The sequence below is a fragment of the Bartonella sp. OD88NMGDW genome (assembly GCF_042193775.1).
Classification (GTDB): Bacteria; Pseudomonadota; Alphaproteobacteria; order Rhizobiales; family Rhizobiaceae; genus Bartonella; species Bartonella grahamii.
In genome coordinates this window covers 79,066-105,529 of sequence record NZ_JBHIMA010000003.1, presented here as the reverse complement: position 1 = coordinate 105,529, position 26,464 = coordinate 79,066, and the positions used below count along the sequence as shown (strand labels likewise).

The window sequence follows — 26,464 nt, the reverse complement described above, 5'->3', positions numbered from 1 at the left end:
GAAACAAATTGGCGAAAAACTTCTGGCAATTCATGCCAATGAGGGGTTTCAAGTTCCAATGTCGGTGTATGAAGTGACACTTTTACAATTTCTTTTTTTATTTGTTCTGATGACATTTCCCCTTCACGCAGAGCAAGGAAATACCTCTAAGAACGCCCAAAGGCTGTTTTGAGCAATTCGATTTGTTTTCCTACTGGATTATCATCTTCTAAGGCACAGGAGGCTGCAGTTTCCCAACCAGCACGCATATACTGTATGCGCGCTTCTAAACGCAATGAATGAGAAACAAATTGGCGAAAAATTTCTGGCAATTCATGCCAATGAGGGGTTTCAAGTTCCAATGTCGGTGTATGAAGTGATACTTTTACAATTTCTTTTTTTATTTGTTCTGATGACATTTCCCCTTCACGCTCTGCGCGAAGAAGAAGGAGTTGAGAAGCGATTTGCATAAGTCGTGTACTTAAATACATAGCTTCTTTCGCATAGATTGCAGAAACTTCTGCCGAAAGGGAACGTGCTACTAATTTCCCTTCTGAATCAATATACGCTGCGGTTTTTTCAATCAGCGCCATTGTTTCTTCATAGAGACGATTAAAAGCATTTTCAAAAGCATTATGCTCAATCATGATAATAGGTTCATCATATGGACGTTTATGTACACTCACGCTTTTATACTCCAAGTATCAGCACAAAATTATACCACTCAACGAACAGAGTATTAAAAAGTTTCTTTTGTTGCTGTGTAGAACGCTTTTTTTAAAACTGCTACCTCTTTTAATTTTTTTGCGCAACGCGCTTTTTATACTAAGGTTAACGCACCCAACAAACACTATAGGAGCGTTTTTCTTATAAACGGATCAGTTTCCTTGAAAAGGACCACTGCCAAGATCGCCGTCTTTCACAATAATAGGCGACTCCAAATTGCAGAGCAATACCCGTTATTATTAAGAGGGTATCGGAAAAAAACGTTCCTGTCATCACTGTTTTTATAATTTGTCCAAACATCGCAAAAATGGTTCCCGTTACAAAGACCGGTAAACTATGTTTTCCTAAGATTGCTAAAGGATGTTTCTGAGAGACATAAAACCATTTATTGATGCTTGGCAAAGAAAGAATGAAAAAGGCTAATGCAAGAACATGGAGTAAACGTGGCAAGCTTAAAAAGGTTTTATTAAAGTTCAACAATGGGGAAGACCAGCCAAGCCACCCCAAAATACCCCACCAGTTTAAGCGAACCCATAACAGTGCCAACAAGAGATACGCTGCCGCACAAACAATCCAAAAAGACCGAAAAGCGATTGTTTTTCCTTGTTTAAGCGCTAAAGTACTGGTCAATCCTATGACAAATAAGAATTGCCAAGACAAAGGGTTTAAAAACCACTTTCCTTCTAAAGGATAAGAAGGAGGAGCAATTTTATAAAATCCGCAGATAAGATACAGCGTAAACGAGCCCAAAAGCAGCCATTTTGTCTGTTTACAACTCAAATAAAGGATAAAAGGCGCAAAAAACATCAAAACGATATAAAGTGGAAGAATATTATTATATCCCAATTGATGCCCAAAACTTAAGGTACTCAAAAATGCGATACCAGGCTCTTTAAAAAAGAGTCTCATATTGTTCATTGATAAAAGTTTTTCTGTTTTCCATAATAAAAAGGCAGCAAAAAAAAGACTTAACGTGACAAAGGTAGTAAAAAGATATGCGCCATAGAGCTGCAAAGCTCTGTACCACAGTTTTCGGATGATAAAAGCAAAGGATTTTTGCTGTAACCGTCCATGAAAGCTTAATCCAAGCGCAATCCCTGAAAGCAAAACAAACACTTCTGCACAATCAGAAAAACCGAAATTTCTATGGGTAAAAGACTCATAGATCGTTCTGGGAATATGGTTGATGAAAATCGTCAATAAAGCTAAAGAACGAAAAACGTCAATACGTGTATCACGACGAAAAGGTTGAGTATTATGCTCAAGAATACCTTGGTATTTCATCAGTGGACTCCCACACGCCACAAACCCCTTGAAGTCCCATAAAAATGGTGGTTACCCTTATTGCCAACAAGCATAAACAGGATGAAATTTTAATTTTTAAGTGTCAAGTTTCATTTTAAGCGTTTATTTTTTAAAAGGCAAAAGTTTTTTAAAGGCAAAAGAACGAAAAGCGTCCATACATGTATCACAACAAAAAGGCAACATATTATGCTTAAAAACACTCTCATTTCTCATAAGCAGGCACCCACACACCCACAAATCCTTTAAATTACGTGAAAATGGTGGTCACTTTCATCGCAAATAAGCATAATAGAATGAAACTTTAATTTTAAGCATTATTTTTCTCTAAGAAACAGGGATTTGACATGACAGAACAAAAAAATAAACCAATTGATTCACCTCTTTTCCCTCAGTTGATTTTAACACTTGATGTTCGGCGCAACACCCCACACACATTTTTGCAGCAAATTTTGCAAACAAAGTCTTTTGCATGCGTCATCCTCTATGATTCTGAAAAGTTGAAAGATGATGGCTCTTTTTTACAACAACAAGCGCAAACCTACGCAGAAGATATTCAACATCATAACGCAGCCCTTCTCATCGCTGATGACAGCCGCATTGCTGGACGCATAAAGGCTGATGGATTGCACATAGAAGATGATCTTAACGCTCTTGAAAGCTTCAAAAATCAGCAAAAGGAACAAAAAATCATAGGCTTTGGCAATTTACGCAATCGCCATAGTGCTATGCTTGCAGCGGAAACAGGTGTTGATTACCTGTTCTTTGGAAAACTCGGTGCTGATAAAAAAACCCAAGCGCACCCCCGCAATCTCCAGTTAGCAACATGGTGGGCAGAGATTATGCAAACCCCCGCCATTATCCAAGCAGGAAGCGATTTTTCAACCTTTGATGAAGTCTTAAAGACTGGATGTGAATTCATTGCTGTAGAAGAAGTCATTTTTGGGAACGACAACCCCTTAATACTGCTTAAAACAATGCAAGAAAAATGTGAAAACACCCCCTTGTAATATAGGAAGAAAATTTATAAATAAAGCGTTAACTTTCGTGTTTCTTATATAGAGCACATAATGGTATATATAAATAGGAGAAAAATTCGTTTCGTTTATTCACAATTCAATCAGATCGCTTCATCACGCAGTAAAATTTCCCATCATTTAGTCAAGTTTTTCCACGTTTCAATCAATTGAATGGAAGGTGACCGTCTCTTTTTGTGCATCGTATAAGAAAATGAAATCATAAAGCTATTTAAATTCAAATAGTTATAAAAATAAATCAACATTTTATATTAATAACCAGCGATATTGAAAGAATATAAACAGTGAAATATAGCGGAACACTTGAAGATCTTAAAGATATAGTTAAAACAGCTGGATATAAAATCATAGAAATTAAGTCTCTATCACTTAATTCTTCTAGAGGATATCAGATCAAAACCTCCGAAGGAGGCGTTATTAATTGGTATGAAAGCACAGGAACAATCAACGTTCAAGGCAAAGAATCCGCTGTGAAAAAGCTAGAAAAAGCTTTGGTTAAACATATACAAGAAACATCAACGATTCCTTCCTCAAAAACTGCCCCCAATACCTCAAATAAAAAAATTTTTATCGTTCACGGTCATGATCGTACTGCCCTAAAGCAACTTACATCTATTCTTAATGATTTTAATCTCGAACCATACATCTTACAAAATACTGGCGGGAATGGCTTAACCATCATTGAAGCTTTAGAAAAAGGAATCCGTAGCAATTTCATAAAATTTGGTATTGTGCTGCTTACTCCCGATGACATAGGCTATGCCAAATCTGCCGGCAAAAAAGCAGCACAACCCCGTGCACGACAAAACGTTATTTTCGAAATGGGCATGTTAATGTCTGCGCTTTCTCGCAAAAATGTAGCTATTCTAAAAAAACAAGACCTTGAACTCCCTTCAGATATTAGTGGAATTATATACCTTCCTTTTAAAGAACACGTAAAAGAAACACTTAAAGATCTTTCTCATCGACTATGTGAAGCAGGCTTCAATTTAGATGCAAAGAAATTAGATGAAAAGAAAGTTACTCATGCATTAAAGTAAATTTGAATAATGCTTATGTTTATTTTTTAAAGCGCACGCCCAAAACCACAAGGCACCCCACCACATTCCACAGACACACACATCCTATAGGCTCAAAGAAACGATCACCCCCACTCTTATTCAAACAGCAAGCGATTGTGCAAATTTTAATGAAGAGACCGCGTGTAAATTCATTACCATAGAAGAAATCATTTTAATCCCTTTGATAAACACGGAGGCTGTTGTCATGATTTTGGTAATTGTTCCAGAGAGATTTAAGAAGCAGATAGCCTCTGATTAGATTAAAGAAAAATAGGAAATTCACGTCGGGCATGCACTACAGCTACAATTTCGATTTGATGTGCAGCTACTCGATACAATATAAGGTAATTTGGATGCGCTACAATTTCTCGTAATCCTAATACCTTCTCACTCTGTCTGTATAAATATGGATGTTCAGCCAATGGCAATACGGATGCTTCCAAAAACCTTTTCATTCGGCGCGTAGCAGATGAATTTTCGCGAGCAATGTACGTTAAAATCTGACGCAAATCATCGCGCGTCGAAGACAACCAAACAACCGGAAGCATCACTTTTTCTGTTCAGCTTCAAGCTGACTGATTATAACTTCCATTTCAGCCATAACCTCATCATGCGGAATAGGAGGATATGGATTTACAAGACTGCTCGCTACCTTATCGCGCAGCCATGCAGTGTAGCTGCTTTCCTGTTCAACGGTTTCGAACTCTGAAATTAGCGGAGAAAGGGTGGTCTTCATAATATATGTCCTTTCTATTCCTGAATATTGAAGATAATTACTCTTGGTTATGTTGTCAATATTAGCGAATTGAAAATATTTAACTTTTAAGCGTCCAAAGTTCTTTTGATCTTAAAACTTAAGGCTTTTTAACCCTCTCAAAAAACACGGGGGCTAATGTCATGATTTTGACAATCATTCCAGAGAGATTTAAGAAGCGGATAGCCTCTCATTAAAAAACAAATTTTGTAAGTAAAAAACTATTTTTATTGTAAATTTCTTAAAATTACTTTATGAATTAAAAGATGTTTTGGTCGCATACGCAACGACCAAGAGGGTCTTGAAAGCCCGAAAATCTAAACATGAATTTACCCCACTTTGTGGGTATCCCGGAATTCCGGGAGTTTTTGCTATGTCCAGGTGCTTTAAGCACTAAAAGCAAAAAGGCTGACTCGGATTCAGTGTTTTCAAGCTCCCGGAATACTCATGCGAGGGCGCTCGCAACCGGCGGGGAAACATGCAATCTCAAAATCTTAATATTGATCTTTTTATTGGCAAAAAAATTCGCTTAAAACGAAAAATGTTGAAGATGTCTCAAAAAACATTAGGTCAACATTTAGGCGTCACTTTCCAACAAATTCAAAAATATGAAAAAGGCTTAAATCGTGTCAGCGCAGGGCGTTTAATGGAAATTTCTGATATCTTGAATGTTCCACTTTCCTTTTTCTATGCCAATATCATTACAAAACAACAGCCCCCATACCACCATGATGAAATCGCATCAAGCACAGAGGAATATCTGCTGCTCAAAAGATTTAGAACTCTCACAACGGTAAAAAAGAAAGCCTTTTTAAAACTGATCTCTGAAGAGAATGCAAACTAACATCACACGGATAGCACGCACTATTCAAAGTCCCCTTTGTAACACTTTATTGCTTGAATGCAAAACATACCACCCCTCCATTTTAAAAAACGACACGTTAAGAGACACTATTTTAATTTTTATTGTAAATTTCCTAAAATTACTTTATGAATTAAAAGATGTTTTGGTCGCATACGCAACGACCAAAAGGGGCCTTGAAAACCCTAGATCCGAGCGTAAAGATGAACCCACTTTGTGGGTATCCCGGAATTCCGGGAGTTTTTGCTATGTCCAGGTGCTTTAAGCACTAAAAGCAAAAAGGCTGACTCGGATTCAGTGTTTTCAAGCTCCCGGAATACTCATGCGAGGGCGCTCGCAACCGGCGGGGAAAAATGCAATCTCAAAATCTTAATATTGATCTTTTCATTGGCAAAAAAATTCGCTTAAAACGAAAAATGCTAAAAATGTCTCAAACAACTTTAGGACACGCTTTAGGTGTCACTTTCCAACAAATTCAAAAATATGAAAAAGGCTTAAATCGTGTCAGCGCAGGGCGATTAATGGAAATTTCTGATATTTTGAATGTTCCACTTTCCTTTTTTTACGCGGATATCTTAACAAAACAGCAGTCCCCATATCATCATGATGAGATCGCATCGAACACAGAGGAATACCTGCTGCTCAAAAGATTTAGAACTCTCACAACGGTTAAAAAGAAAGCCTTTTTACAGCTGATCTCTGATGAGAGTGCAAACAATATCACACGGATAGCGCGCTATTCATAAGCATTCATAAGTATTTTAAAAAGCAGCCCCCATTGTAAGCATTTTTTCATTTTAGGAGGAGATGCCCTTAATATAATAGACGATAAGCATTTTTACACACAATAACCCTTTATCATTATTATTTTTAACAGGACTATTTTCAACAGTCTGGCTCTCGTCAACATTTATGCTATTTTTTTAAACTTACCGAACCCTACCTTAACTAAGATGAAAAACTGAGAGATAAAAAGTAATATAGAAATGAAATTCTTATACGGCTTGTAATGATGAAAAAAAAATGTGAAAGTTCTGATCGGTAATGAGGAGAAAACACCATGATCAAGAGAAGCGTGAAGCTGCTTATCTTAGGCGTGCTTGGCCTTGCAAGTTCTGCTGTCAATTCAGCTGGAAACACTGAAGAATTCTCAAGTTCTGAAGACTCTTTCAATACGATTCAAGAAGCTTCAAACACTCAAGAACCTTTTCAGCCCTTAAAAGCTGGAGACTATGATCAAGCCTATGACTATTACATCCAAGGTTATTATTTAAAAGCTTTTCGTGAAGCACTCCGACGTGCTGAAAAAAATGATCCTTTTGCACAAACTCTTCTTGCCAGAATTTATATGGAGGGATGTGCTGTCCCTATTGACGGTGCGCGTGCTGCTTTATGGTTTGAACGCGCCGCAAAACAGGGGGAACCCCAAGCACAACTACGCTATGGGCTTATGTTGTTTGATGGTAACTTTATAAAACAAAATCAAGAACTTGGTGAACAGTTCATTCAAAAATCTGTCAATGCAGGCGTCAAGGAAGCCTATTTTTATTACGGACAACTGCTTCTTTATAAAGCCGCACAGGAAAAACAAGCTCTCCCTGGTGTTTCTTCTCAAAGCCGTGAAAATGAAGCAATCGAGCAAGCCTTAAAATTGTACTTAAAAGGTGCTGCTCTTGGAGATGCTGAAGCTGCTTTTTCTGCTGCAAAAATTCTTTCCTTAGGCACGTTAAAACGACCAAAGGATGATCGCAATGCTCGCAAACTCATGGAGGTAGCGGCTCAAAACAACCACTTAAAAGCTCAACTTCATTTAGCACAATGGCTTATACAGGGGCGTGGAGGAGAAACAGATTTTCCCCGTGCTTTTCATTTACTTCAAAGAAATGCTATCAACATGATAGCACCAGCACAGATTTCCCTTGCAAGGCTTTATCGAGATGGCACAGGAACAAAAGGCGATATAATAATGGCAGCGGCATGGTATATGCTCGCAAAAGAGGCAAAAATGCAAGCTCCTGATCTTGAAATGATGCTCCAAGGCATGGACAAAACACAACTAGAAAAAGCGCACAAAGAAGCAATAAAGCTCCTTCCTGTTTTTTAAAATACTCCTCTCTGCTTCAAAGAGATAAAATTTATAGAAATTCCGGGAGATTTTGCACTGTCCAGGGGCGATAAGCACTAAAAGCAAAAAGGCTGATTTGAGTTCAGTATTTTCAAGCTCCCGGAATACCAACGCGAGGGCGCTCGCACCCCGTCGGAGGGAAATGCAAACCAAAGATCTTTATAACGACATTTTCATTGGTAAAGAAAACGCACTGATGTCATTTGCTTAAGCAAACAATATCCAATAAGCAAAAGAACTAGGCTATCGCGAAAATTCCGAAAGCTCTATTTTTTCATTCTTTTTTCTTGGACGAAAAACACGCCGACTCTCATTAAAAAACTATTTTTTATTGTAAATTTGCTGAAATTACTTTATGAATTGAAAGGTGTTTTGGTCGCATACGCAACGACCAATAGGGCTCTAAAAACCCGAAACCTCGTACATAAATTTACCCCGCTTTGCGGGTGTCCCGGAATTCCGGGAGATTTTGCTATGTCCAGGTGCTTTAAGCACTAAAAGCAAAATGCTGATTCGAGGTCAGTGTTTTTAGACTCCCGGAATACCAACGCGAGGGCGCTCGCACCCGGCGGGGGGCTTTAAAATGCAAAGTAAAAATCTTAATATTGATCTTTTTGTAGGCAAAAAAATTCGTTTTAGACGAAAAATGTTGAAGATGTCTCAAAAAACATTAGGTCAACATTTGGGTGTTACTTTCCAACAAATCCAGAAATATGAAAACGGCTTAAATCGTGTCAGCGCAGGGCGTTTAAAAGAAATTTCCGATATATTGAATGTTCCGGTTTCCTTTTTTTATGCGGATATCTTAGCAAAAAAACAGCCCACATACCACCATGATGAAATCGCATCGAGCACAGAAGAATACCTGCTTTTAAAAAGATTTAGAACTCTTACCACTGTAAAAAAGAGAGCCATTTTACAGCGCATCTCTGATGAGAATGAAAACTTTTAACATTATGATATAGGGCGCTACACTCTCTGTTCTTAACTTGCCTCCCACACCTCAAAGGACAGAAGTCCTTTCCCTATCCAGTTGGTAAACAATCCATCTTCTCAGAACAGAACTCTTTTAACTTCCCATTTTATGCGGTTCATTTCACAAGATTATCCGGACAAGCCACCCTCAAATATTCACCACATATTCTCAATTAAAAACACCTCATGGTTTTACGGAACTTATATCATTGCCATCAATTATATCATTGCCATTAATGATGATATTTTACGACACAAAGGGATAAAATCCCCAAAAATTCTAAAAATTTTTTGTGCAAATTTTTAAAAAGCTTGCGTCTGAGCGCTTTTTATGGTCTTGCAAAGAACTGAAAAGCAAAAATACATCAAGGTCCTTTTTTTACTTAAGCTTTTCTCTTTGCAAAAAACATGAGAAAACCTATGGAGCACACAGGACCATGAGAGAGCCGCAAGGCTAATCAAGGGAATTTGAGCCCGAAAATAACAAAAGAGCTTGACTGTTAAAGGCAGCAAAGAAAAGCGCCATAACGACAACAAGAGAGCTCTTTTTGCAAGAATAGAATTGGATAGAAACGATGAAAATTAATGGCAATGAAATTCGCCCTGGTAATGTGATCGAACATCAAGGAAGCTTATGGGTTGCTGTTAAATGCAACGCTGTAAAACCAGGAAAAGGTGGTGCATTTAACCAAGTTGAAATGAAAAATTTAATTGATGGTACAAAACTTAACGAACGCTTTCGTGCTGCTGAGACGGTTGAACGCGTGCGCCTTGAACAAAAGGATTTCACATTTCTTTATCAACAAGGGGATGCTTTGGTCTTTATGGATTCAGAATCTTATGAACAACTTGAACTTCAAAAGGATTTTGTTGGTGAACGTGCTGCTTTTCTCCAAGATGGGATGACTGTCACAGTTGAACTTTATCAAGAAAAGCCTATTGGCATCTCACTTCCTGATCAAGTTGCTGTCACGATTGCGGAAGCCGATCCTGCCATCAAAGGACAAACGGTTACCTCCTCTTATAAACCCGCCATTCTTGAAAACGGGATTCGTATTCTTGTTCCCCCCTTTATGAATGCTGGTGAACGTATCATTGTAGACACCAATGAGTTGATTTATTTGCGTCGCGCAAATGAAAAAGATAAATAAAGGAATAAAAAATGGCCCATTCTGCAGTCATGAATGTCATGGTGCAAGCTGCAATGAAAGCAGGACGCTCTTTGGTGCGTGATTACGGTGAAGTGCAAAATTTGCAAGTGTCTTTGAAAGGACCAGCGGATTATGTCAGCCAAGCAGATCGCAAAGCGGAAAAAATTATTTTCAATGAATTAAGCAAAGCGCGCCCCAAATTTGGTTTTCTAATGGAAGAGTCTGAAGAAATCATTGGCGAAGATTCCCAACATCGTTTCATTATTGACCCATTAGATGGCACCACAAATTTTCTCCATGGCATTCCTTTTTTTGCTGTTTCCATTGCCTTAGAAAGTCAAGGGAAAATCGTTGCTGGTGTCATTTACAATCCCGTAAGTGATGAACTCTTTACCGCAGAACGCGGGTGTGGTGCTTTTTTCAATGACCGACGCTGTCGCGTTTCTGCTCGACGCAGACTAGAAGATTGTGTCATTGCCACAGGTATGCCTCATTTTGGTCGCCCAAATCATGGAACCTATCTTATTGAATTACGCAATGTGATGGCGGAAGTTGCCGGACTTCGCCGTTTTGGCGCTGCTGCTCTTGATTTAGCTTATGTTGCTTCTGGCCGAACCGATGGCTTTTGGGAAGATAATCTGCAAATTTGGGATATGGCTGCTGGAATATTGATGGTTCGCGAAGCCGGTGGTTTTGTCACCGATAAAGAAGGCGGCAGCGATATATTTCGCAAAAAAAATATCATTGCTGGCAATGAACACATTCGCATAAAACTAGAAAAAACCCTCAAAAAAGGCATTTAGACCTCAGAAAAGATCTAGCAGATTATGTCAGCCAAGCAGATCGCAAAGCGGAAAAAATTATTGGAGAAGATTCACAACACCGTTTTATTGTTGACCCTTTGAGATGGCACCACAAATTTTCTCCATGGCATTCCTTTTTTTGCTGTTTCCATTGCCTTAGAAAGTCAAGGGAAAATCGTTGCTGGTGTCATTTACAATCCCGTAAGTGATGAACTCTTTACCGCAGAACGCGGGTGTGGTGCTTTTTTCAATGACCGACGCTGTCGCGTTTCTGCTCGACGCAGACTAGAAGATTGTGTCATTGCCACAGGTATGCCTCATTTTGGTCGCCCAAATCATGGAACCTATCTTATTGAATTACGCAATGTGATGGCGGAAGTTGCCGGACTTCGCCGTTTTGGCGCTGCTGCTCTTGATTTAGCTTATGTTGCTTCTGGCCGAACCGATGGCTTTTGGGAAGATAATCTGCAAATTTGGGATATGGCTGCTGGAATATTGATGGTTCGCGAAGCCGGTGGTTTTGTCACCGATAAAGAAGGCGGCAGCGATATATTTCGCAAAAAAAATATCATTGCCGGCAATGAACACATTCGCATCAAACTAGAAAAAACCCTCAAAAAAGGCATTTAGACCTCAGAAGTAGTGTCATTTTAAAAGGCAATGCTAATTAAAAGGCAATGCTAAAAGTTCAACTTTGCAACATCCCCATAGGGATATTCCTCATCACGCAACCTTATCTCTTATTGAATTGCGCAAGTAATGATGGAAGTTTCTGGACTTCGCCTTCTTAGCACTGCTGCTCTTAATTTAGCTTATGTTGCTTCTGGCCGAACCGATGGCTTTTGGGAAGATAATCTACAATTTTTTGATAAAACTACCGGCATACTAATGCTTCGCGAAGCTGGTGGTTTTGTCACTGATAAAGAAGGCGGCAGCGATATATTCCGCAAAAAAATATCATTGCTGGCAATGAACGCATTCGCATTAAACTAGAAAAAAAACTCAAAAAAGGCATTTAACTCTTACAGTTTTTTTACAAAAACCTTAGAACCTTAAAACCCCACGTAAAGAGAGAGTTTTAAATTTTCTTTACATAAAACGATAGGAAATAACTAATCAGATTAACAAAAACATCATCACAAATAAAAAATATACTCGCTATCCCCCCCACAAAAGCAATCCCCAACAGCTTACCTTATTGACGTTTCTGTTATTCAAATTCCCCTCCAAACAAGCTGCAAAAGGCAATAAACAAAAAAACATCATAACAAAATGCCCCAAGAAGCAATTATCGCACCCAAAGCAAAAACACAATCCATTTCCTCCTCAATATATGCTCTTTATAGTGCGCTATCCATTGATCGAAAAAACTCTCCTCTCTCATAAAAACTGCCGCATATGTTTAAGAGTTTTCACGTCTTTTCCACCACTGCATAATAGCAGAGATTTCAGAAAAACCACTGATTCATAGGGCTGTTCTCTACCCCTTCATTTAACCATTATCTCAGATAGTCTATGAAATACTCTCGAGATTTATAGTAACAAAAATCCTTTTTCCCAAAAATTGCTTTCTGCATTTCACTTGTAAGCTGCTCTTTATCTTTTTCAACAGCCTCTTTCAGCGCCTTTACCTTCTTATCCCCAAAGATAACTTTTAATTTGTCTTTTAACTTTTTTTCCTCAACAAGCTTCTCCCAAAAGATCAATCGGTTATCGCATTTCTCATTTGATGATTTCATCCACTCTTTAACGCCTAATTTGTAAGCTTCTTCAAATGTTGGATTCCCTTCAACAATGGAAAGATTTTTTGCTCTATTTGTGTCATTCTCTTTACAAGTATTGATTGCATCTCTAACTGTGACAGAATGGCAACCATTATCAAAGGCAACATAGCCCTTTTTCACTGTTTTAATAAGCTTCTTATAGTAAATGAAAGTTTCTCTTGCCGCCTTATAATCACTGGAAATATCACACAACAACAACAACACATTCTTTTTACAATATAATAATAAAGTACACTCACCAGACCAAGATTCCGAAAGCTTTAGCATTTCCTCTATCTCTTTGTGTTCTATACTTATAGATATGTTGTCCCACAAAGTATCTGTAAATTTTTTCTTTTCATCCTCCCCTGTAAAGTTTTCCTTTTGGTGCTGTTTGCATTCAGCTGTAATCATATCATCAAGAACATATAACCACCAATGAAGTAATAACATCGTAGGTTGACTCCGTTTTTTTTTCGTAAGAGGATCTACAAACTTTTGCAGAATTATTCCATTCTTTCTCATTAATCGCACTGCTTTTATAAAAAATTTCCTAAAATACGAGCTATCCAAGAGACTGCATATTTTTTTGTAATGTTCATAAGTAAGTTTTTTTCCAAGTGCTTGCTTGTACAATAAACGCACTTTGTGATCCCCTCGAACACAAATATCCTTTACCAATGGAAGCCGATCCCCACTGAATTTCATATCTTCCCTAGGATTTTTTATCCCCAGTACGTCTCTTTCCCATAGCCTTACTCCCTCATCCCATTGTTTCAACCATTCCTGCGATACTTTTTGAGTTTTTGCAAAAAGCCTTTGTTCCCCTTGTTCAATAATCTCTTGATATCCAACGCACTCTTGCTCTTTTCGCTCAAGTTGTTCAGTCAATTGAAGACAATTCTGTTCCCCTTGTGCAATAATATCTTGATATCCAACGCACTCTTTTTCTTTTCGCTCAAGTTGTTCAGTCAATTGAAGACAATTCTGTTCCCCTTGTGCAATAATATCTTGATATCCAACGCACTCTTTTTCTTTTCGCTCAAGTTGGTCAGTCAATTGAAGACAACTCTGTTCCCCTTGTGCAATAATATCTTGATATCCAGCGCACTCTTGCTCTTTTCGCTCAAGTTGTTCAGTCAATTGAAGACAATTCTGTTCCCATTGTGCAATAATATCTTTATGTCCAGCGCACTCTTGCTCTTTTCGCTCAAGTTGTTCAGTCAATTGAAGACAACTCTGTTCCCCTTGTGCAATAATATCTTGATATCCAGCGCAATCTTGCTCTTTTTGCTCAAGTTGGTCAGTCAATTGAAGACAATTCTGTTCCCATTGTGTAATAATATCTTTATGTCCAGCGCACTCTTGCTCTTTTCGCTCAAGTTGTTCAGTCAATTGAAGACATTTCTGTTCCCCTTGTTCAATAATATCTTGATATCCAGCGCAATCTTGCTCTTTTTGCTCAAGTTGTTTAGTTAAATGCTTGTTCTGATAAATTGCCAATGCAAGCATTAAGCTTCCCCCACAACACACTATCATTGCAAAACCAAACAAAAAATCCACTGAGTATCCCGAATACCACGACTTCCCCATGAATATGATGCAGCAAATCATACCGCCGAATCTTATACTCCCAAATTCTTTCCCCCATTTCCAAATGACCTTAATTATAGCTATTATGAAAGCTATTGCCCATTTTATGTCTTCTTCCATTCTTGCTCTCTTTTATTCTCACCAACATTTAACGCAGCTTTCTCATCGATTTCTCGATATTGTATCATTGTGTGTACATCTGATTTGAAAATCACTACATATTATATTTTAATAAAAATAATACACAAAATATAGATGTTTTTGTTGGTAAAATAGAACAATTTGTATTTAAATAATGCTGTTTTAGTGATTTATGTACTTTAAAGAAAAGCCTTATAAGCCCTCAAAATGCATGATCCATGAAATATTGATTTTCAAAGTAATAAAAACCTTAATCCAACCAAACAGCAAAATATGCTGCGTGCTCACACTGTTTATAACAACGATAAAAAGCGCCTCTCTGCCTATTTATCAGTTCTTCTTTAAGTAGCCCAGCACCATCATACTCTTATGCCAGCGCCCCAATGTTGTGACAGTCCCTAAAACTTGAGACGATTCATGAAGAGGACTTATTCTTTCTAAAGTGTTTTATTCACGCGGGCTCTCTCTGCTTGCCACATACAAGAGACATGGTTTTAACTAATACAACATAACTAAATTTGAAACGAGAAAATCCTATGGTATTCATGATCTCTCATGAAAAACAATGAATTACTCTTATAAATAAACGTGACAGTTAAATAAACGTGACAGTGCTGTTATGAAGAGAACTCCTTGCACATCTTAATAGTTCATAGAGATTAACTGGGTGTCATTTTATATTCTGTACACAGATGAAGTATTTTTATAAAAATGCCCGTCTCACGCAGAAAAAAGGACAGCCCGTTAAGACTTTAAAAAGAAATACACCACAATGCTTGCCCTCTTTTTCCATGAGAGATTCAAATTGATAAGCCTGTCTGAAAAGAGTGCTGTTTATGTCCCTAAAGATACTGCTCTTGTATCAAGATCACTTACTCCGGTGAAAATTGGAGTTTTGCGAGGTAAGCATAGACGCCATTTTTTGCCACAAGTTCTGCATGGGTTCCTTCTTCAACAAGAGCGCCTTTATCCATCACGAGAATGCGATCAGCTTTTAAAATTGTTGCCAAACGATGTGCAATTACCAAGGTTGTACGATTTTGCATCAATCCTTCTAAGGCATCTTGCACCAACTTTTCACTGTTTGCATCTAAAGCAGATGTTGCTTCATCAAGAAGCAACAGGGGTGCATTTCTTAGAATTGCCCGTGCAATACCAATGCGTTGTTTTTGCCCCCCAGAAAGCATGGTACCACGTTCTCCTACTTGCGTATCCAAGCCATCTGGTAAAGCTTGAATAAATTCAAGTGCATTAGCCGCTTTAGCGGCAGCAAGGATTTCCTCTTCATGGGTATTTTCAGTTCCAAAAATAATATTATCACGCAATGTTCCATCAAAAATGGCGACATCCTGTGGAACATAGGAAATTGCGCTGCGTAAATCTTGTAAAGAAAGGCGATTAATTTCCATGTCATCTAACCGAATTGTTCCACTTATCGGGTCATAAAAACGAAGGATCAAAGAAAAAATGGTGCTTTTTCCTGCTCCAGAAGCCCCAACAAAAGCAACCGTTTCGCCTGCCTTTACAGAAAATGAAAGCGAGCGTAAAACCTTCTCTTGTGGTCTAGAAGGATAGGTAAAATCAACCTGATCAAAAACAAGTTCGCCTCGAACAGGTTGTTCCAATGATAAAGGATTTTTAGGAGCTACAATAGTAGGTTGTTCTTGTAGCAATTCGGAAAGCCGCTCAGCAGCGCCTGCGGCTTGGATTAACTCTGCCCCCAGTTCCGATAATTGCGCAAAAGTAGAAGCTCCAAAAACTGCATAAAGGACAAATTGCCCTAATGTCCCGCCTGTCATCGTTCCATTTAAAACATCGCGCGACCCAATCCATAAAACAGCAACCACACTGCTAAAAACCAAAAAAATTGCAAAACCCGTAAAAAAGGAGCGCAGGATCACGGAAGCACGTGCTGTTTGAAAAGCACGTTCTATCAATTGTGAAAAACGTGTTGCAACGAGTTTTTCTGCGGTAAAAGCTTGCACAGTGCGAATAGCACTCACCTGTTCTGTAGCAACAGCATTGGCATCTGCGAGACGATCTTGCGCCGCACGTGTACGAGAGCGAACTTTCCGCCCAAAAACCACTAAGGGAATGGCCACAACAGGAATAGCAACCAAAACCAACAAAGACAATTTAGCATTGGTAATCACCATCATCACGACGGCTCCGATCACTATAATCAACTGACGCAAAGCAGTAGAGGCGGTAGAACCCACAGCTAATTTTATTTGTGTTGTATCTGTTAGAAGCCTTGAAACAATTTCTCCTGAATGCGACCGATCAAAAAAAGCAGGAGAAAGTTTCATAATATGAATAAACACATCACGCCGTAAATCGGCAACAATCCGCTCTCCTAATGTGATAACACAATAATAACGGGCTGCTGAAGCAAATGCGAGAAGCAAGGCTAAGATAAACAAAATTCCGAAGTAAAAATTGATATGTCCATGGCTTGAAGTAGAAAACCCATGATCAAACATTTGGCGGATAGCCACAGGCAAAGCTAATGTGACAAGAGCCGCAACAGATAACGCTAGAAAGGCAAAGATAAACAACCAACGATAGCGCAAAAGATAAGGAAAAAAAATTGCAAGCGAAGAGAATGAAGATTTTCTAGGAGAAGATTTTGTAGATTTTTCTGAATGATTAAAGAGATTCATAAGGTTTCGCTCACTATATTGAATTTATAACACTTGATACAATGATGCATCTTGAACACTTGTTTTTTTATGTGTGCTCAGCTATAGGAATAAATACTTTAATCAATGTATCAAAAAGACAAAGGAAGCGCACTTAAAAAAATCGAGCAAGTGCTGTTTCATTCTGTAAACGCAAAAGGTTTTTACGCATGAAAGCGAATATTCATCCCAACTATCACACAATTACCGTTGTTATGACGGATGGAACCCAATATAAAACGCGCTCTACTTGGGGAAAAGAAGGCGATACTCTTAATCTAGATATTGACCCAAGAACGCATCCAGCATGGACAGGTGGCTCCCAGACACTCGTAGACCGTGGCGGTCGTCTTTCTAAATTCAAAAATCGTTTTGGTAATATTGGCATGTAAAAGCCTATTCCTGATTATAAAGAGCACAAGTTTTAAAAAATGATTGCTCTATTGTAAGTGATTGTTTTTTTATGCTGTAAAGAGTGCACTTTAAATATTAATTCAAAAACGCATCCAACATAAATAGATAGGATCTTAGGCACTAATAAATCTTGGTGGCTGCGTTTTTAAATTTAAAAATCAGTTTGAAATACGAGCATAAATCCTTCCTCTTAGAGTATAACGACCTGAAATAAAATAATTACAAACTATCCTTCTTTTTTTGGAACTGAAAAATACCCATGAAGAGAGCATTCTTGTCGCCGCTAAAGCGGCTAATACGCTTGAATTGATTCGAGCTTTACCAGATTGGCTTGGATACGTGAATAGAAGAACGTGGTACCATGCTTTCTGAGGGACAAGACAACGCATCGGTATTGTATGGTCAATTCTAAGAAATACACCCCTGTTGCTGCAAGTCGGCACCATCATTATATTTGCCAGCTCATGGGTGTTGCTACAACCTTGGCACTTGAGACAATTCATTATAGGCATTTTAAGTCCTTTCTTAATATTTTTTTATTCACGCGGGCTCTCCCCGCCTGTAACGTGCAAGAGACATGGTTTTGGTTGATTCAACATGGAACAGATTTGAAATGAGAAAATCCTATGGTATTCGGAATTCCCATTCAACATACAAAACAGTGAATTATTATTATAAATCAAAACATTGCTGCTTTATGAAGCAACATCTGCTTTAGATGCAAACAGTGAAAAGTTGGTGCAAGACGCCTTAGAAGGATTGATGCAAAATCGTACAACCTTGGTAATTGCACATCGTTTGGCAACAATTTTAAAAGCTGATCGTATTCTCGTGATGGATAAAGGCGCTCCTGTGGAAGAGGAAACCCATGCAGAACTTGTGGCAAGAAATGGCGTCTATGCCTATTTGGCAAAACTCCAATTTTCACCTGAGTAAGTGATCATTATAAAGACAATATCTTTAAGGACATAAACAGCACTCCTTTTCAGACAGGCTTATCAATTTGAACTTCTCATTTTTCCATTTAACACACGATAAGGTACCATTTAGGCACCATGAGAAGCTTTCCCCTTATATCATGATTTCAAAAGCCGCATGAGAAAAACAAAATAAGCCGTTTGGGTGTCTTAAGGTCAAGGATGCCGATAGGCGCAACTTGTAAAGGGTTGCCTTGAGCTTAAGGACCAAGGCTTGTTAGCCCCTTCATTAAACGCGGGTCTGATGTTACGATTTTGGAGAGCGATTATTAAGAATTTGAGAGGCAGACAGCCTCTCATTTTGATTTATATGCAAACAAATTGCACTCTATTTATTCAGGGAGAATAAGAACATACCCAGGAGGTGCTAAACGGAATAAGAGAGCATCGTAACCCCAACTAGCAGACAGGCAGCAAATAGAAAAAACGCCTTCACCAATTGCCATGAGTAATGCGAACGATACGGCGGCTTCATCTGCTGTTGCGTCACGGCGTTCTAAGAGGTATCCGACAAAAAAGAAAAAGCACGTTAATCCACTCGCACCCGCAAAGAAGCTTAGTACGGCATGAACCGGTCCACGCATGCTGAACAGGATAAGAAAAATTATGAAAGTAAATACTGTAAAGATCCCTTCGAATACCCCACGCACCATATTGCACAATTTTCGCATCATAATTGCAGAAAAGCTCTGTTCTGCGTATCGATTTTTTCTTTTGATGCTTGTATTCTTAGAAGATATACTGTTATTTTTAGAAGATATACCGTCCACAACTCCCCCCGTTTTAAGCCAAGATGCTATGAAGTTATTCATTTTTAATTATATCATCACAAAATACAAGAAAAATTTATCCATTTTAACGAAAAAATAGGTGTTTTATTGAGGTGCAAATCTATTTTGTTAGCAAGAGTTATTCAATCCGTTCGTCAATAGAAAAACTACCCCCATGGAAGAGGAAGCTATCCTGACGCAGAAAAGCTTCATAAGCTGTATTCCAATCCGCTCAGAAATCGCAACTCTCCAATCTACCCGCTTTTCCACCTTTGAAACTGTAATAAAATGGATTCTGCTGATGACAAGTAATGATAACATGAAAAAGAAAAAATATCACAATATCAAACTCTTCAATACAGTATGAGCTTTATGATTTTCACTCAAAAAGCAAGTGCCTACCCATGAACGACACCATACTAAAGTGCTGTGCATTCACAAATTTCCTTTAAAGCACCATCTCCCCTTCCCGAAATCGCACCTCTTGCGCAATCTTATCTCTCGATAGCACCCATTAGAAACTTTTAAAAGGTCCAAGGAGAAAACTCTCTGAGAAAGCTTTCAAGCCTAAAACGCCCCCGCCATTTTTATCATGATGAGGGCACCCAAAAAACACGCAGAAACAAGCAAAATCTCTCCGCATTTAAAAACAGAGTTTGTGCTTCAAGCGCACGCTTTTTCTTGTTCTGTTGTCCATTGTCCCAAAGCCGCAAGATGATTCATCAAAGCTCGATGACTAAATGCCTTCTGTGCAACAGCAATATTCTCATCCTTTCCAGCCCATGCTTTTAAAGCAGCTGCTTGTAATGCTCGTCCATAGGAAAAGGTCAATTTCCAAGGAAATGCGCCCAAAGAATTCATAGCAGATAAATGCGCCGTTGCTTCCTTATCAGACTGTCCTCCAGAAAGAAAAGCAATTCCAGGAACAGCAGCAGGAACAGTCTGTTTAAGCACCTGGACGGTCTTTTCAGCAACTTCTTCGACAGAAGCCTTGCGCGCATCCTTACCATCAATCACCATATTGGGCTTTAAAATCATCCCCTCCAAAAGAACACGAGCTTCAAACAATTCTTTAAAGACGGTCTGTAAAACAGCTTTTGTCACCTCAAAGCAGCGTGTAATGGAATGCCCACACGATGGTCCATCCATCAACACTTCCGGCTCAACAATCGGCACAATATTGAACTCCTGACACAAGGCAGCATAGCGTGCAAGAGCTTGTGCGTTTTGTCTTATGGCGCCTCTTGTTGGCAAAGTGTGTTCATCAATAGCAATCACCGCACGCCATTTAGCAAAACGTGCTCCCAAAGCATAATAGTCTTTTAGCCGCTCACGAAGACCATCCAACCCTTCGGTAATTGTCTCTTGAGGAAAAGCGGCCAAAGGTTTTGCACCGGTATCAACTTTAATCCCTGGCAAAGCGCCTGAATCCCGAATAAGATCCGTCAACATTTTCCCAGTTGATGCTTTTTGCCGAATGGTTTCATCAAATAAAATAACCCCAGAGATGGCGTTTTCCATCGCTTCTTTTGTACTAAAAAGCATTTCACGATAAGCACGGCGCTTATCTTCATTGGATTCAACACCAATACTTTCAAAACGCTTTCCAATGGTCGCCGTACTTTCATCTGCCGCCAAAATACCTTTACCCGCATGCACCAAAGCAAGTGCAATATCTTCAAGCCGTTCATTCATAAAAAATTCCTCTTTATTTTGTCTTAATTTCTAAAAATGCGCAACACTATCAAAACACTCTACAAGACCGTATAGTTTTTCTTTAACCTTCCCTTCAAAGAAACCCCTTAAGCCTGCATAAGGGCAAGAATGCCAGGCAGAACCTTACCTTCCATCCATTCCAAAAAAGCCCCTCCAGCAGTCGAGAGATAAGTAAAATCATTGGCAACACCAGCATGATTAAGAGCAAAAACTGTATCGCCCCCTCCCGCAATTGAAACCAACTTTCCCGTCAAACTACGTTCTGCTGCATGGCGTGCAACGGCAATGGTTCCCTTATCAAAGGGAGACATCTCAAAAACACCAAGGGGTCCATTCCACACAAGAGTAGCAGCTTTATCTATCACAGTATTGATATGCGCAATAGAGCGTGTCCCAATATCCAATATCATGCCATCTTGTGGAATATCTTCAATGTCATAAAGACGATGCGGTGCATCTTTTTCAAAGCGAAATCCAACGACAGCATCCACAGGGAGCAGAAGCGTACATTGACACTCTTGTGCTTTTTTAATGATTTTTTTTATCGTGTCCATCAGTGCATGTTCACACAGTGACTTACCAACAGACACACCTTGCGCTGCTAAAAAACTGTTAGCCATGCCCCCACCAATCACGAGATGATCAACCTTTTCCACCAAATGATTGAGCACAAAAAGCTTGCTAGAAACTTTCGCTCCTCCCACAATGGCAACCACAGGACGTGCTGGATTGCCAAGTCCTTTTTCTAATGCCTGCATCTCACCTTGCAAAGAGCGCCCTGCATAAGAAGGCAACAAATGCGTTATTCCCTCCACCGAAGCATGGGCACGATGAGAAACTGAAAAAGCATCATTGACATAGAGATCCCCATTATGAGCCAAAGCTTCCGCAAAAGAACAATCATTCTTTTCTTCACCAGCATAAAAACGAACATTTTCAAGCAGTAAAACACCCCCATTTTGTAATGACTCAACCGCAACCTGCACCACCGAACCGATACAGTCAGGAGCAAAAGAAACAGGCTGATTAATGATCTTTTCCAGCACTTGCACAACAGGACGGAGTGAAAACTCTGGCTCTACCTTTCCTTTAGGGCGACCACAATGAGAAAGCAGAATAAGTTTAGCACCCCGCTTTTGCAGCTCAATGATTGTCTCTTTATGTCGCTCTAAGCGCGTCGTATCACAGACCTTGCCGTGTGCCATTGGCACATTAAAATCCACCCGCACAAGAACACGTTTTCCAGTGACATCAACATCATCAAGTGTACGAAACCCCATCACTGCTTCCTCTTCACTTTCCATTGTTTCAAATAAAAACGCATCCAACAACCCTGCCCACTTTTCTTTCCACTTATCCCCTCTTTGCTTTTACAAGAGATCCACGACAGCTTATCTCTCACCCTCTGCTTGAAAAGCCAAAGCTTCATCGTCAAATGTACAAAAGCCCACCATTGCTCTTAATCTTCATATCCCATTGTAGCAAACAAATTGTGGCAAACAAATGCATTCGCTCAACTTGATCTCTATTAAAGCTTTCCTTTTACTTCTAAGCAAGAGAGTTTACATCTCCTAATTTTCTAACGTTTTCTCAAAGGGTATCTCGTTCAGATCTTACTTTTTCAAAGTTTACTCTTTCATGCAGCTTTTAAAAGCACGTATTGACACGGTATTAAAACAAAACACATCATCAATTTTTCAATATTCTCTTCTCTCTAGCGTATGAGAACAACAGCCTCTATCTGTTTTTCTCAAAATTGTACAAAAATGAGACTTTTCCCTATAAAAAGAGGACCCTGAGGTCCTCTTATATTGTCTTAGCAAAAGCCACAGCCGTATCACTCATACGGTTAGAAAAGCCCCATTCATTATCATACCAAACCAGAACGCGACAGAGCTTACCATCAATCACTTTTGTTTGATCATTGTGGAAAATAGCTGAATGAGGATTATGATTAAAATCACAACTCACGAGTTTTTCTTCTGTAGTGTCCAAAATGCCCTTCAAAGGACCTTGTGCAGCAGCAGCAATAGCTGTATTAATTTCTTCAATTGTTGTGGAACGCTTAGCGATAAATGTCAAATCAACTACAGAAACATTAGGGGTCGGAACACGAATCGATACACCATCAAGCAATCCCTTTAATTCTGGTAAGACCAATCCCACAGCTTTTGCCGCTCCTGTTGAGGTAGGAATCATAGAAAGAGCTGCTGCACGTGCACGATAAAGGTCACGATGCATTGTATCCAACACAGGTTGATCACCCGTATAAGAATGGATTGTTGTCATGAAGCCCTTTTCAATACCCACCGTGTTGTGCAAAACTTGTGCTACAGGCGCCAAGCAATTGGTAGTACAAGAGGCGTTTGAAACAACACGATGCTCCTTGCTTAAAGAGAGATGATTAACCCCATAGACAACCGTAAGATCTGCTCCTTCAGAAGGCGCAGAAACAAGAACACGCTTTGCCCCCGCATCCAAATGAGCACTTGCTTTATCACGCGTAGTAAAAATGCCCGTACATTCTAAAGCAATATCGATATCCAAATCTTTCCAAGGCAATTGAGCAGGATCACGCTCTGCGCATACCTTTATTAAACCACCCCCCACATCAATGGCATCCCCTACCACCTTAACGGTCCCAGGAAAACGCCCATGAACTGAATCATAGCGCAATAAATGGGCATTTGTTTCCACCGATCCCAAATCATTAATTGCGACCACTTCAATATCTTGCCGTTCACTTTCCACAAGTGCACGTAAAATATTGCGACCAATACGACCAAACCCATTAATTGCAACACGAACTGTCATTTCACATGTTTCCTCATCAATTTTTTAAGCACAACATTTAAAACACAATAAATGGGTACCAATCCAAAATCATTAATTCCCACAATGTCAATATCTTGATCAATCACTCACTTATCCACAATAATGCACAAGATCATCCACAACACTGGACAGAATATGATGCCCTAAAACCACCCCATTCATGACAACACAAACTATCACTTTGTCTTTTCCTCTTTGATCTTTCCAAGCTCTTTTTCAACGGTAGCGACCACATTCTCACAAGTAATACCAAAATGCGCATAAAGGGCATCAATTGTTCCACTTGCCCCAAAGCCCTCCATACCAATAAACACACCATCACAGCCAATAAAACGATCCCACCCTTGGGCGACAGCAGCTTCAATGGCAATTTTAATCGGTGCCTCCCCAATGAGAGCACGCTGATAAGAGAGAGACTGTTGAGAAAAAAGTTCAAAACAAGGCACAGAAACCACACGCGTTGGGATGCCTTTTTCTTCTAACACCGTATGTGCCTCCACTGCAATTTGCAATTCTGAACCAGAAGCAAACAGCGTCACTTGTGCATCATCACTAGCTGTTAGGAATTCATAAGCACCGAGCATACAGAGATTTTCTTCTTCATACTCTTGACGCAAAAGCGGTAGATTTTGTCGACTCAAAGCCAAAGTAGAAGGCGTTTTGCGTGCTTTCAAAGCCAATTGCCAACACTCGACTGTCTCCATAGCATCAGCAGGTCGAAACACAAGATGATTAGGTATTGCGCGCAGGCAAGCCAAATGTTCCACGGGTTGATGGGTCGGACCATCCTCACCAAGACCAATAGAATCATGTGTCATGACATAAATCACCCGCAATCCCATAAGAGAAGAGAGCCGCATAGCAGGACGCATATAGTCAGAAAAGCATAAAAAGGTTCCCCCATAAGGAATAAAGCCGCCATAAAGGGCAAGACCATTCATCACGGCTCCCATTACATGTTCGCGAATTCCATAATGCAGATAACGCCCTGAAAAATCTTCAGCAGAGATACTTTTCATCTGGCTGCTTTTTGTATTATTAGATCCGGTTAGATCAGCCGAACCACCAATAGTTTCAGTAACGACTCCATTGATAACTTCAAGAGCCATTTCCGAAGCTTTACGCGTAGCAACAACAGGCCGCTCTTCAACCAGTTTCTGTTTATAAGTATCAATAGCGCCATCAAATCCGCCCACGAGATCGCCCCGCATCAATCTTTCAAACTCCACACGCTCTGAGACAGGAAGATCAGCAAATTTTGCTTCCCACTTTTGGCGTTTTTTAGCAGCATTGAGACTAGCCAAGCGCCAATTATCGAGAATATCGGCTGGAATAATGAAAGGCTCAGCATCCCACCCTAAAGCGATACGGGTTTCAGTAATTTCTCGTGCGCCCAAAGGGGACCCATGAACTTTATTGGTACCCGCTTTATTTGGCGCTCCAAAACCAATTGTTGTTTTACAAGCGATCAAAGTTGGTTTATCGGAATTTTGTGCCGCCTCAATAGCCCGTGCAATTGCTGCTTGATCATGCCCATTGACTTTATGTGTCTCCCAACCAGAAGCTTTAAAACGCGCAATCTGATCAGTACTATCAGCAAGGGAAATCTCTCCATCAATGGAAATATTATTATCGTCCCACAACACAATAAGCTTATTGAGTTTCAAATGACCAGCAAGGGAAATCGCTTCTTGAGATATTCCTTCCATAAGGCATCCATCGCCCACCAACGCGTAAGTGTAATGATTGATGAGATCACCAAAACGGGCATTTTGCAAACGCTCCCCAAGAGCCATTCCCACGGCATTTGCCAACCCTTGTCCAAGTGGTCCAGTGGTTGTTTCGATTCCCGCCACATGCCCATATTCTGGATGCCCAGCAAGCTTTGCCCCTAATTGGCGAAAATTTTTGAGATCTTCAATGCCAATATCTTCATAACCAGAAAGATACAAGAGAGCATAAAGCAACATAGACCCATGCCCCGCCGATAACACAAAACGATCACGATTAGGCCAGCGAGGATTTTTAGGATCATGAGCAAGGAATTGTGTATAAAGGACTGTAGCAATGTCGGCTGCCCCCATTGGTAAGCCCGGATGACCAGAATTTGCTTTTTCAATCGCATCAATAGCAAGAAAACGGATAGCATTGGCCATCTGATTCTGTTGGTGGGTATTTGTCATGAATAATCGACCATTTCGTTAAATACGTTATTCTGTTGCTTTTTCCGTATTCTCTTAAAACTCTCAAGAAATACTATTTTTTAACCATTAGTGTGAGACTTCTTGCCACCACTTCAATAACATTAATAACATTCCCCTCACGCGTCCTGTATATCCATGTCATTTATGCCAATACGCGCAAAAAATCCAGCTTTTAATTTATATCCATCCCCTGCTTTGCTTGCTAAAATATCCTACATACTTAAAAATAAAATGCGCACAATACAAGAGTGAAAGTGATTCGTTTTTGCATAACACATTGATAAAGGATACAATTACCCAAAGGATAAAGGCAATGAACCAAGAGACTACAGTTCTACAAGATGCTTTAGAGCACCTAGAAAAGGCACTTAGAACTTTAGAGATCACCATAATAAACCGCAATGCCGTTATTGATAAAAATAACGAATGGGAAGAAGAAATCCAACGAATGAATGCTGACCGCAGCCATCTTGCCCAAGCGCTTGACAAAGCTGAAGCCCAAATTGAACGCTTAGAGTCCGTAAACAAAGAAGTTTCCAAACGTCTTATTAAAGCAATGGAAACAATTCGTGTTGTCATTGATAGATAAAGGTTT

General features: G+C 39.5%; 21 protein-coding genes and 3 pseudogenes. 13 read left to right on the top strand and 11 right to left on the bottom strand.

The annotated features are described in order from the left end of the window. Window positions 1-146: 146 nt before the first annotated feature. Together ACFIJR_RS03415 and ACFIJR_RS03410 are read right to left on the bottom strand one after the other, a co-directional pair. A complete protein-coding gene (locus ACFIJR_RS03415) occupies window positions 147-665 on the bottom strand; it encodes a DUF1465 family protein (RefSeq protein WP_015856950.1) in 519 nt (172 codons plus the stop codon). A gap of 181 nt (window positions 666-846) precedes the next feature. Next, a complete protein-coding gene (locus tag ACFIJR_RS03410) occupies window positions 847-1,989 on the bottom strand; it encodes an OpgC family protein (RefSeq protein WP_375653602.1) in 1,143 nt (380 codons plus the stop codon). Between the two features lie 365 nt (window positions 1,990-2,354). On the opposite strand from ACFIJR_RS03410, the gene ACFIJR_RS03405 reads away from it, so the two are divergent. After that, the gene (locus tag ACFIJR_RS03405) at window positions 2,355-3,017 is read left to right on the top strand and encodes a thiamine phosphate synthase (RefSeq protein WP_375653600.1); all 663 of its coding nucleotides are present in this window, start codon (window positions 2,355-2,357) and stop codon (window positions 3,015-3,017) included. Between the two features lie 311 nt (window positions 3,018-3,328). Further along, a complete protein-coding gene (locus tag ACFIJR_RS03400) occupies window positions 3,329-4,084 on the top strand; it encodes a TIR domain-containing protein (protein WP_375653599.1) in 756 nt (251 codons plus the stop codon). Window positions 4,085-4,365: 281 nt separating this feature from the next. Here the strand turns inward: ACFIJR_RS03400 and ACFIJR_RS03395 are convergent, their stop codons facing one another. Together ACFIJR_RS03395 and ACFIJR_RS03390 are read right to left on the bottom strand one after the other, a co-directional pair. Continuing rightward, window positions 4,366-4,653 (bottom strand): type II toxin-antitoxin system RelE/ParE family toxin, encoded by a 288-nt coding sequence (locus ACFIJR_RS03395; protein WP_375653597.1) that lies wholly within the window; start codon window positions 4,651-4,653, stop codon window positions 4,366-4,368. After that, window positions 4,653-4,841 (bottom strand): antitoxin, encoded by a 189-nt coding sequence (locus ACFIJR_RS03390; protein ID WP_375653596.1) that lies wholly within the window; start codon window positions 4,839-4,841, stop codon window positions 4,653-4,655. Before ACFIJR_RS03390 ends, ACFIJR_RS03395 begins: the two co-directional genes overlap by 1 nt. Window positions 4,842-5,337: 496 nt before the next feature. Here ACFIJR_RS03390 and ACFIJR_RS03385 point away from each other — a divergent pair, with 496 nt between their 5' ends. From ACFIJR_RS03385 to ACFIJR_RS03350, 8 genes and pseudogenes are all read left to right on the top strand, one after another. Next, window positions 5,338-5,703 carry a helix-turn-helix domain-containing protein gene (locus ACFIJR_RS03385; RefSeq protein WP_375653595.1) on the top strand — a complete coding sequence of 122 codons (366 nt, stop codon included), beginning with the start codon at window positions 5,338-5,340 and terminating at the stop codon, window positions 5,701-5,703. Between the two features lie 371 nt (window positions 5,704-6,074). Beyond that, entirely contained in the window at window positions 6,075-6,467 is a 393-nt protein-coding gene (locus ACFIJR_RS03380; RefSeq protein WP_375625254.1) for a helix-turn-helix domain-containing protein, read from the top strand. A gap of 314 nt (window positions 6,468-6,781) precedes the next feature. Continuing rightward, complete coding sequence (locus ACFIJR_RS03375) at window positions 6,782-7,825, top strand: tetratricopeptide repeat protein (protein ID WP_375651737.1); 1,044 nt, start codon at window positions 6,782-6,784, stop codon at window positions 7,823-7,825. A 604-nt stretch (window positions 7,826-8,429) separates the two neighbouring features. Continuing rightward, a complete protein-coding gene (locus ACFIJR_RS03370; RefSeq protein ID WP_375653593.1) occupies window positions 8,430-8,798 on the top strand; it encodes a helix-turn-helix domain-containing protein in 369 nt (122 codons plus the stop codon). Between the two features lie 598 nt (window positions 8,799-9,396). Continuing rightward, entirely contained in the window at window positions 9,397-9,972 is a 576-nt protein-coding gene (gene efp, locus ACFIJR_RS03365; RefSeq protein WP_015856958.1) for an elongation factor P, read from the top strand. An 11-nt stretch (window positions 9,973-9,983) separates the two neighbouring features. Then, window positions 9,984-10,775 carry an inositol monophosphatase family protein gene (locus ACFIJR_RS03360; RefSeq protein ID WP_015856959.1) on the top strand — a complete coding sequence of 264 codons (792 nt, stop codon included), beginning with the start codon at window positions 9,984-9,986 and terminating at the stop codon, window positions 10,773-10,775. Window positions 10,776-10,798: 23 nt separating this feature from the next. After that, window positions 10,799-11,405, top strand: a pseudogene (locus ACFIJR_RS03355) (inositol monophosphatase family protein); the annotation flags it as partial. Between the two features lie 73 nt (window positions 11,406-11,478). Continuing rightward, a pseudogene (locus tag ACFIJR_RS03350) lies at window positions 11,479-11,794 on the top strand (inositol monophosphatase family protein); the annotation flags it as partial. A 480-nt stretch (window positions 11,795-12,274) separates the two neighbouring features. On the opposite strand, the gene ACFIJR_RS03345 reads toward ACFIJR_RS03350, so the two are convergent. Together ACFIJR_RS03345 and ACFIJR_RS03340 are read right to left on the bottom strand one after the other, a co-directional pair. Next, the gene (locus ACFIJR_RS03345; RefSeq protein WP_375653592.1) at window positions 12,275-14,251 is read right to left on the bottom strand and encodes a hypothetical protein; all 1,977 of its coding nucleotides are present in this window, start codon (window positions 14,249-14,251) and stop codon (window positions 12,275-12,277) included. 893 nt (window positions 14,252-15,144) lie between these two features. Continuing rightward, the gene (locus ACFIJR_RS03340; RefSeq protein ID WP_375653590.1) at window positions 15,145-16,935 is read right to left on the bottom strand and encodes an ABC transporter transmembrane domain-containing protein; all 1,791 of its coding nucleotides are present in this window, start codon (window positions 16,933-16,935) and stop codon (window positions 15,145-15,147) included. A 188-nt stretch (window positions 16,936-17,123) separates the two neighbouring features. Here ACFIJR_RS03340 and rpmE point away from each other — a divergent pair, with 188 nt between their 5' ends. Then, a complete protein-coding gene (gene rpmE, locus ACFIJR_RS03335; RefSeq protein WP_015856961.1) occupies window positions 17,124-17,345 on the top strand; it encodes a 50S ribosomal protein L31 in 222 nt (73 codons plus the stop codon). Between the two features lie 709 nt (window positions 17,346-18,054). Next, a pseudogene (locus tag ACFIJR_RS03330) lies at window positions 18,055-18,303 on the top strand (ABC transporter); the annotation flags it as partial. 373 nt (window positions 18,304-18,676) lie between these two features. Here the strand turns inward: ACFIJR_RS03330 and ACFIJR_RS03325 are convergent. The 5 genes from ACFIJR_RS03325 to tkt all read right to left on the bottom strand — a co-directional run bounded on the left by ACFIJR_RS03325 (window position 18,677) and on the right by tkt (window position 25,848). Next, window positions 18,677-19,018, bottom strand: a complete 342-nt coding sequence (locus tag ACFIJR_RS03325) for a hypothetical protein (RefSeq protein ID WP_375653589.1) — start codon at window positions 19,016-19,018, stop codon at window positions 18,677-18,679. Window positions 19,019-19,777: 759 nt separating this feature from the next. Beyond that, on the bottom strand, window positions 19,778-20,809 hold the full coding sequence (locus ACFIJR_RS03320; protein WP_375648187.1) for a class I fructose-bisphosphate aldolase: 1,032 nt from the start codon (window positions 20,807-20,809) through the stop codon (window positions 19,778-19,780). A 107-nt stretch (window positions 20,810-20,916) separates the two neighbouring features. Next, a complete protein-coding gene (locus ACFIJR_RS03315; protein ID WP_375626658.1) occupies window positions 20,917-22,110 on the bottom strand; it encodes a phosphoglycerate kinase in 1,194 nt (397 codons plus the stop codon). 526 nt (window positions 22,111-22,636) lie between these two features. Beyond that, complete coding sequence (gap, locus tag ACFIJR_RS03310; RefSeq protein WP_375626574.1) at window positions 22,637-23,644, bottom strand: type I glyceraldehyde-3-phosphate dehydrogenase; 1,008 nt, start codon at window positions 23,642-23,644, stop codon at window positions 22,637-22,639. Window positions 23,645-23,841: 197 nt separating this feature from the next. Then, on the bottom strand, window positions 23,842-25,848 hold the full coding sequence (gene tkt / locus ACFIJR_RS03305; protein WP_375653588.1) for a transketolase: 2,007 nt from the start codon (window positions 25,846-25,848) through the stop codon (window positions 23,842-23,844). Window positions 25,849-26,182: 334 nt separating this feature from the next. Between tkt and ACFIJR_RS03300 the strand changes: the two genes are divergently transcribed. Further along, window positions 26,183-26,458, top strand: a complete 276-nt coding sequence (locus tag ACFIJR_RS03300; RefSeq protein ID WP_005774573.1) for a DUF4164 domain-containing protein — start codon at window positions 26,183-26,185, stop codon at window positions 26,456-26,458. Window positions 26,459-26,464: the final 6 nt, after the last annotated feature.